The organism is Cupriavidus phytohabitans (assembly GCF_000426345.1).
Lineage (GTDB): Bacteria > Pseudomonadota > Gammaproteobacteria > Burkholderiales > Burkholderiaceae > Cupriavidus.
The window spans coordinates 1-5,814 of record NZ_AUFE01000148.1 but is presented as its reverse complement, the minus strand read 5'-3'; the positions used below and the strand labels follow the sequence as shown (position 1 = coordinate 5,814).

6 protein-coding genes and 2 pseudogenes are annotated in these 5,814 nt (G+C 54.2%); 1 reads left to right on the top strand and 7 read right to left on the bottom strand.

The features are described from left to right. Positions 1-258, top strand: a 258-nt coding sequence (locus K309_RS0133570; RefSeq protein WP_198030909.1) for a transposase, incomplete at its 5' end; no start/stop codon positions are given. Positions 259-917: 659 nt separating this feature from the next. Here the strand turns inward: K309_RS0133570 and K309_RS41155 are convergent. From K309_RS41155 to K309_RS43545, 7 genes and pseudogenes are all read right to left on the bottom strand, one after another. Next, positions 918-1,679 carry an enoyl-CoA hydratase-related protein gene (locus tag K309_RS41155; protein WP_084402696.1) on the bottom strand — a complete coding sequence of 254 codons (762 nt, stop codon included), beginning with the start codon at positions 1,677-1,679 and terminating at the stop codon, positions 918-920. A gap of 66 nt (positions 1,680-1,745) precedes the next feature. Further along, positions 1,746-2,162 carry a nuclear transport factor 2 family protein gene (locus K309_RS44240; RefSeq protein ID WP_084402695.1) on the bottom strand — a complete coding sequence of 139 codons (417 nt, stop codon included), beginning with the start codon at positions 2,160-2,162 and terminating at the stop codon, positions 1,746-1,748. A gap of 38 nt (positions 2,163-2,200) precedes the next feature. After that, a complete protein-coding gene (locus K309_RS41145) occupies positions 2,201-3,454 on the bottom strand; it encodes an MFS transporter (RefSeq protein ID WP_198030908.1) in 1,254 nt (417 codons plus the stop codon). 57 nt (positions 3,455-3,511) lie between these two features. Further along, positions 3,512-4,378 carry a fumarylacetoacetate hydrolase family protein gene (locus K309_RS38635; RefSeq protein WP_035878812.1) on the bottom strand — a complete coding sequence of 289 codons (867 nt, stop codon included), beginning with the start codon at positions 4,376-4,378 and terminating at the stop codon, positions 3,512-3,514. Between the two features lie 2 nt (positions 4,379-4,380). Further along, positions 4,381-4,833: a hypothetical protein gene (locus K309_RS44400; protein WP_500784390.1), complete on the bottom strand. Its 453-nt coding sequence runs from the start codon at positions 4,831-4,833 to the stop codon at positions 4,381-4,383. A gap of 168 nt (positions 4,834-5,001) precedes the next feature. Beyond that, positions 5,002-5,547: pseudogene (locus K309_RS44395) on the bottom strand (FAD-dependent monooxygenase); the annotation flags it as partial. Beyond that, positions 5,525-5,814: pseudogene (locus tag K309_RS43545) on the bottom strand (IS4 family transposase); the annotation flags it as partial. The pseudogenes K309_RS44395 and K309_RS43545, both read right to left, overlap by 23 nt.

The window sequence follows — 5,814 nt, the reverse complement described above, 5'->3', positions numbered from 1 at the left end:
TACGCGATGAGGAGAGGGAGGGCACCGGTTCCTATCATGCCGGTTACCAATGCCATCGAAAGCTTGAATATGCAGTTGCGCAAGATCATCAAGACCCGTGGCCACTTCCCTTCGGATGAAGCTGCGATCAAGTTGCTATGGCTGGCACTACGCAACGTCGTACTGACGAAGTCCGTTCGCACGACTTATGACTGGAAGTCCGCCATGAACCAGTTTGCTATCCTGTATGGGGAGAGATTTACCGCGGCCCGAGGCTAACAAAATTCAAAACCGCCTAGCACACAAAAATACGGACAGGTCCTCCTTATCTTGATTCGCTAAAGGCCTACAGAGCCTTCAGGCGCAGAACGGCATCATCATCCCTCCTGAATACCCTCACCGACGACTTTAGCCTTCCCGGCCATATCACCCAGCTACATCTGCCCCTGGCTCCTCGCTCCGGCTCGACGCCATTGGTCTCTCAGAGATGAAGCGAAGTCAGGTAAGAACGCACTGCTTCATGGCACAACCCGCTGCATTTACATCACCCTCGCCTTGCTCGTAAGCGCTTCGCGCCTTCTTGCCCGCTCGCCGTGCTCCGAGGCGCCGTACATGCAGTTCTTGTCCATCGTCTCGCGCTGTTGGCTCCACGACATTCTCCCCACTCTCGGTCGCGTGCGTTCAGTCGCGCTTCACTTCGTTCGCTATGAACAGGTTACGGTGGGACTTGGACACAAGAGTGTCCCAAGGCTGAGCACAAAAAAATGGCCTTGATTACAAGGCCACATCAAAACGCAGATGACGAGCTGCGGTATCCCGATACACATAGCCAGCGTACAAATGTCGCTGACAACGTCGAAATTCAGCGAGCCAATTGAATTTCCTTTTGTACACAACTAAATCGATCTAAAGAAACCTAAGGGACGCGACACTCTAATTCATCGCCCCTTGAAAATTGGCGCCCGTTTTTCCACCGATGCACGGGTCGCCTCACGCGCGTCCTCGGTGTACATTAGCCTGGTACTATAAGATTGCTCATGTTCGTAGGCAGCCTCCAAGGACATTGATTCGATATCGTTCAATGCGCGTTTAGCGTAGCGCAAACCAAGTGGACTTTTTGCTGCAATTGTTTGCGCCAACTTCATAGCGGTTGGCATCAGCCTATCTGGCTCGACAATTTCATCAATCAACCCAAGTCGCAACGCTTCCTGTGCATTGATTGGCTCACCTGTAAAATACATGCGCCGCAGCGCGCCTTGCGGGATAAGGCGACCGTGGTGCGCTGCGCCGCCACACCGGCCAATGTTGATTTCGGGCATTCCGAATCGCGCTGTGCTCGAAGCAATGCGGATGTCGCAAACAGTCGCCAACACCGAACCAGCGCCAAGCGCGGGCCCATTGATGGCCGCAATAACCGGGATTGGGCAGCGGTATACAGCTGAAAAAGTTCGACGAACGGTAGCCGCACGCGCCGGGTCATCTTCGGGTTTAGCGCTCAAAAACTCGTTCAGGTCCAGCCCAGCGCAAAAGGCACGACTTCCCTCCGCAGTAAAGACGGCACAATGTACGTCCAAATTGGTGCCCAAGTTTTCGAAAAGGTCTGCTATCTGTTCGTAGAGTTCCAGTGTCAACGCATTGACAGGCGGGCGATTAAGCGTAACAACCGCTACGCCGGATTGTTTTTCTAGCACAAGTGACATATTGATTTTCCTATTTCTGGGAATTTTCTCAACACAACAATGGCTTACGAGTATAGGTTTCCCAACTTAGCCGGCCTCATTGACTTTGGTAGACTGCATTAGGGCGAGCTTCCACCCACTTCCGTAATTCGTCCACGCCTGCGTGACGAACGACATGACCGAAAACTCGAATCCATCGGACAGTCTGTAACCATTAATCTGAATTTTCCCGGTGCATACGGCGACAGCCCCCCAATGGGTAACAACCATATCGCTTCGACGTGCCGACGAAATTTTCACTTTGCACTGGAGATATTCCATAAGTTGCGTGCGGTCGTGAACCTCGCCGTTGGAATGCACGTAGACTAAATCGTCGGACAATAGCTCACGAATGGAATCAAAATCGCCACGCTCCAGTGCGCTACATCGCTTTCTCTCGAGTCCCACTATTGGATGCGCGATTGGAGGTTCACCGCGTAGAGCGTGTCGAATCTGGCCGTTCATACCTTCCCTTTGAAAGCTGTATTGGTGACCCGGCAGCTTCAGCCGACCTTCATTTCCAAGGGCTCCACCGAGGCGCTTCCGTGAAACCGGGGAAACTGCAAAAAGAGGACGGCACCAGTTACGATGAGAATGGTCTCAAACCATAGCACTCCCGCATAACCGCCCGCCGCCGGTAGGAGCAGCGCAGCGAGGGCCGGTCCAATTGCCGTAGCAAGTGCAGCCACGGCAAACAAGCTGCCATAGATGGCGCTGTAGTGACGCAGTCCGAAATATCGACCACAAAGGTAGGCTACAACATCGATTTCCGCACCGGCAGCCGCACCGACCATCATCGCGGCTGCAACGGCCTCACCTCCAGTGACACCCATTGCGAACATGGCTGTCCCAATCATCGACGGAACCAAGAACGTGATTGCAATATATGGAGCAAATATTCGGTCCATCAGCCATCCGGTGACCACTCGCCCAAACACAACTGCAATCCATAAAGATGCCTGTATAGAGGCGGCAGTTTGTGGCGGTACACCACGCTGCCTGAGCATGGGTACAAGATGCAGCATCACCGCATATGTCGCCGAGACAACGATAAGGAAGGTCACGACCATGAGCCAATAAGACTTCGTCTTCATGGCTTCACGAAGTGTCATTCCGCTCACCTGTCTGCTGCTACGGAGGTTCGGATCGTGCCGCTTTCCATCTACTTCCGAGCCAACCGACTGAGGGGTCTCCCGAATTATGATGAGGAGAATGAGCAGGACAACCAGCATCGCACAAGCCTCATACAGAAATGACGCTCTCCAACCGTACTGCGCAACAGCATACCCTGCGAAGACTGACCAAGCAGCGCCGCCGACTCCGGTTCCGGCCAACGCAATCCCCAGGGCCAGACCACGGCCTTCGTCAAACCAAGCAGAGATTAATCGTGTAAAGGACACGGCAGTTGTCGCCGTACCGAGAATAGCGAATAAAGCATAGCGCAGATAAAGTTCAGCGATATTGCTTCCCAGAAAGTAGAAAGACGCCGTTATAGAGGCTTGCGCAAGAAACCCGAAAAGCACCATCCTGCGCACACCGTATTTGTCGATTAGCGCGCCGACTGGAGTCGCAACTACCACTGTTGCGAGTGCTGCAAAGAGCGGACACAGAAAAATAGCCTGAGGAGTCCATCCCATACTCTTGCTCATGGGCTCAACAAGCAGGCCTAATGTCGATGGGATAAACACGGAAACGCCACATCCAATTCCCAATCCTGACACGGCCGCGATAATCCAGCCATAGAAAAACTTTCGCACGTCTCGCTCCACTCTCTATTTATAAGTGCGCTCTTCTAAATCCAGCGCGCCCCCAAATCATTCCTCGGCAACCACCTTATTTTCGATGTGGCCGATGCCGTCGATTTCAACTCGCACAACGTCACCTACTTGCAGAAAGCGAGGCGGACTGAACCCGAAGCCTGCGCCAGAGCATGTACCGGTGGCGATAATATCTCCCGGCTCGAGCGTCATAACACTTGACAAATAGGAAATCTGTTGCGCAATGCTATAAACCATCCCACCAGTTGACGTCTTCTGTCGCAGCTCCCCGTTGACGAACAGGCGCATTTCGAGGGCTTGCGGGTCTGGAACCTCATCGGGGGTAACAAGCCACGGCCCAATAGGCCCATGCGTGTCAAAGGATTTTCCCAACGTCCATTGCGTTGTTTTCCGTTGCCAATCCCGACACGTCACATCGTCAACAACCAAATACCCCCCCACCGATGCAAGCGCATCGCCCTCCGATACATTCTTGCAGCGCCTTCCAATGACCACGCCCAGTTCTCCCTCGTAGTCGAGGGCTGTAGAAACACGAGGGAGATTAATTGGGTCATACGGCCCGGTAATACATGACACGTTCTTGTTGAACCACATTTGGTGCTCGGGACCTTTCCCGCCGCGCTTGATGATTTCCTCAACGTGGTCCTGATAGTTCAGGCCGATGGCGAGAAATTTCTGGACGCCTTGGACAGGGGCTTCCAGCTTCACCTCGGACAACGACACCGAACTAGCCGTTGGCGGCTGTACAGCATCCAGGCGCTCCAATACTTCCTGGCCGCCTCGCAAAATTTCCAAAACAGTCTTGGGTGCCCCCTCATATGCTTGTGCAATATCAATGACGAGATTACCGACTACTTTGCCGATTGATGTCCTGCCTTGATACGTGTACGTTACCAATTTCATGGTTATGTCCTCAAATAAGAAACTTTGTTCGACGCGCCGCCTTCATCCTGTCGTGCAGGAAGAAGACATAGGCGAGCTCCGAGTTCGTCAAGTAAAGCGGGAACCTCAACCACTGATTTCACGCCGGCAAAGATGTAAAAGTCGGGGCGTACTATCAAGGCCACCACGCCTCTTTCTTTCATGAAGGCGCGGTGAGCGTTACCTACGTCTGCGAAGCTTCCGCCGTCGGCTCCTAGCGTAATAAATTGCATACCGAGGGCACTTGCTACCCGGCGTTGTGCTAGAGCGAGGTCCCTGTCGGCCGGCTCATCCAAGGAAATGACATGCCATCCGCCGCCAGTCGCATCATCGAGACGCGTCTCTTTGCCGTTCGATGAGATATACCCCTGGACCGCCAATTCACCCGCAGGGGTAGCAAGGCACCCGTCATCTTCGCGGTGGAGAACGCCGTTCACCAACTTGGGAAAGGCCGGGATAGCGGGAGCCGTTCCAGAAAGAATCGCTGCATCCCGCTTTGATGCCTCAATGGGGTCAGTAATGCAGACGACCTTTCCCAATGCAACTGCGCGTTCGATGACGGTGGTGACGTGTACCTTGCGCTCCTCCTCATACGACTGAAGCAGCTCATTTGTAGCGCTGCCGCTGAGAATCAAGTCAAGGCGCCATCCGAGCGAAAGCGCATCTCTCAATCCGGAGCACAGGCCTTGACCGAGGAACGGTGGCATAAGGTGCGCGGCATCGCCGGCGAGAATCACGTTACCTTTTGTCCACTGATTTGCGACGCCCGACCTAAATGTATAAACAGCAGCTCTTTCCAGCATGCCATCACTTGGCTTAACCCAGCGGTCAAGGAGGGACCAGACCTTTTCCGGGCGCGCCATATCCTCGGCGCTTTCGCCGGGAAGCAACATCATTTCCCAACGCACATGCTTCCTACCCATTCGGCGCATCATCGTAATGGGGCGAGCGGGGTCACATATTTGACCAGCCTCCGGCATGTCTACTTCGCTTTCGGGGTTGTTTGGACGGTAATCCACTACCAACCAGTCAGCCCAGAAGCCCAAGTCCTCCCACTGAAGCCCTGCGCTTTGACGGATAAAGCTGTTAGCCCCGTCCGCTCCCAATCCACCCAAGTTACTGTAAGCATCAACAAGCCTTATAAGCGGCATGTCGATGAGGCTTTGGGCGAGGCGGACGAGGTTTGTTGCGATCCGGTCGCACGCGATGGGCACGTGTTGCGATCAAAGCCAAGGTCTCATTCAGGGCAGCCTTGGCCCAGCGCAAGCCGAGCAGCGCCGCTGACAGGACAGGTTTGAGAGCCGTGATGGCGAAGGTTCGGTTGATACGACGGTCCGAGTCAATCTCATGTTCCTGCGCGGCGCTGAGGCAGCATAGGGCGTGCAAGTTGTCGCTGAGGATTTTGGCGCCGAAGTCCT